This window comes from Paenibacillus whitsoniae, from assembly GCF_003955665.1.
Taxonomy (GTDB): domain Bacteria; phylum Bacillota; class Bacilli; order Paenibacillales; family NBRC-103111; genus Paenibacillus_E; species Paenibacillus_E whitsoniae.
Genome location: NZ_RXHU01000102.1, coordinates 1 through 2,463, shown reverse-complemented (window position 1 = coordinate 2,463; position 2,463 = coordinate 1). Strand labels below are relative to the sequence as shown.

The window sequence follows — 2,463 nt, the reverse complement described above, 5'->3', positions numbered from 1 at the left end:
CCGCCGTTTGTTTGTTTCTCAACCACGGCTTTAACCGTTACTTTACCTTCTTGACCGGACGTAGATGTCAAGTCAAATCCTTTGTTGAAGTCAGCAAGTTGTGTGTTGTCGTAGTAGTATGTTGTCACATTGCCTACAGTGCTGTCTGCTGCATGCGCAACTTTAGGAGTTGCTGCAACGCCGCTTCCACTCGTTGTTACTTCAACTTTTACACGGTAGTTCGATGTTTGACCATTCGCACTAACAATACTGGAAGCCATCGCCGAGATGTCTTTACCGTATTGGTCTTTCAGTTGGTACACAACATCATCGCTTGCACCCAGAATAGCTTTCGCAGCCGGCTCTTCCGTTACTGTAATACGTTCAACTACACGAGCGTCCTGTACTGGAATGCTTGTTTGAACGAATGTGTTTGCTTGAGATTGGCTGATTTGGCCAGTCACGTATACTTTAGCGCCAACTGTGTTCGCTGCTGTGAAGTGCAGTTTCAGCTTGCCTTTGTCTGTGCCTGTTGGTTGAATCGTCCATGTACCGTTGGTTACGCTGAAGTTAAAGCGGCCGGCATTCGCGTTATCTACGATGTCTTGTGCGCTCAGTTTGTTGCCGTTAGCGTCAGTTACGTTCAGTGGAACATAAACGTCTGTATCGTTAGCTGCAAGTGTTACCGCGGACGTGTCAAATTCAATTTTTGTTGCCAGGTTAGCTGCGCCCACGCTTACAGTTGCTGTCGCGGAAGAAGCGCCGCCGTAGATGTTCACTGTGTAATCGGCTGTTTTGTCTACTTTACCTGTCAATTTCACTTGAACACGTGCATTGTCATTGTCATCGAAGAAGTCAGCTGTTGTAAAGCTGGAACCTGCTTTTACGACTTCAAGTTTTTGCTCGTACGGTGTAATCACAGGGTTGATGTTCGTAGCCAAGATTTCGTTGTTATCGAATTGTCCTTTAACAATCGGGTTACCATACTGGTCATACATGTTAATTGCGATGTTAGCTGTATCGCCAGCATCCGCCAATTTCGTGCTGTTGTTGGAGTAAGTTACTTTGCCAGCTTCAATTTTGCTCAAGATCGGCACTGTACCTACTTTGAAGTTTTTAGAAACCGTTACGTTGCTGTTGTTGTAGTACACAGTTACTGGAACAATACCGTTACCTTGCGTAATACCGGAACCTGTTACATCAGCTGTGATTACCAAGTTGCCGTCATCATCTTTTTTGAAGCTTGTTGGCGCTTGACCGGAAACCAGTGCTGTGAAGTTCGAAGTTCCCAGGGATACTGCTTCACCGTATTGATTTGTTGCTTTCAGCTTGATAACCGCATTGTGGCTGTAAGCTACAGTATCGCCAGCGTTAATGAAGTCAATTTTGGAAACTTGTTCATCTTGTGCTGTGAACTTCGCACTTGCTGTTGCTACATTATCCAGGCCAGAAACAGTTGCTGTATATTCACCTTCACCGATACGTGTATCAGTTGTCAGTGTTGCTACTTTCTTGTCATCAGACCACGTTGTTGTCGCGGATACAGCCAGTGTTCCTTTTGTCAAAGCAACCACTGCTTTAGTAGTATCTACAGGTTTATTAAACGTTACTTGTACTTTATATACACCTGCTGCTTTTGCTTCCGTCACGGATACCGCACCAGCCGGTACGTATTGCTGTTTCGCTTCATAAGCACCCGTTACAAGCAAGTCGCGAGTTGCGTTGCTCATGCCGCCGAAAGTACCGTCTTCGTTGTTAGAAAGAACTTTCAAAGCAAGAGCTTCCGCTACATAACCTTGTGCCCAACCGGACACCGTTGCATCTGTACCTGTCAGTGCTTTTGCTTCAGCGTCTTTACCAAGTACACGCACCAAGAAAGTAGCCAGTTGTTCTTTGGTTACTTTACCTGCTGGGTTGTACATGCCTTCTGCGTAGCCATCGGTTACACCAGCTGTTTTCAAAGCTTCGATGTAAGGCAGTGCATAGCCGTTTGCTGGGTCGGATACACTAACATCAGAGAAGCTGGATGTTTGCAGATCTTTGTTGATGTCCAGACCCATGATCAGGGCTGCTACTTTCGCGAATTGTGCGCGGTTCATTTCGTCTTTCAGACCAAATGTTGTATCGCTCACACCGTCGAAGATACCAGCGGAAATCATGGCGTCAAACTTCGCTTTCGTTGCAGCGTCAAGATCTTTCAGATCTGTGAAGTCATCGGAGTTTTTACCGAAAGCAACTGCGGTGAACATCGAGAATGCCATAGCAGAAGTAAGAACTACGGATAATGTTTTCTTCATAAGAGTGTGTTTCCTCCTGTATTTTGAAGTTTTTTGTTATAAAAACTTATAACCAATGGGATAACTGCTGAATCACTTTGGATTCATCTGATAGATCATCGTGTAGCTTATCGTCTATCACCTCGGCTACAAACCTAGTATACGATACTCTATGCATTCTTTCATTGCTAAGTATTTTCCAAAATGA

General features: G+C 44.9%; 1 protein-coding gene. It reads right to left on the bottom strand.

What is annotated here, in order from left to right; genetic code table 11:
* Positions 1-2,276 (bottom strand): S-layer homology domain-containing protein (locus EJQ19_RS27970; protein ID WP_164716754.1); only part of this gene is annotated, 2,276 nt, incomplete at its 3' end.
* Positions 2,277-2,463 lie beyond the last annotated feature (187 nt).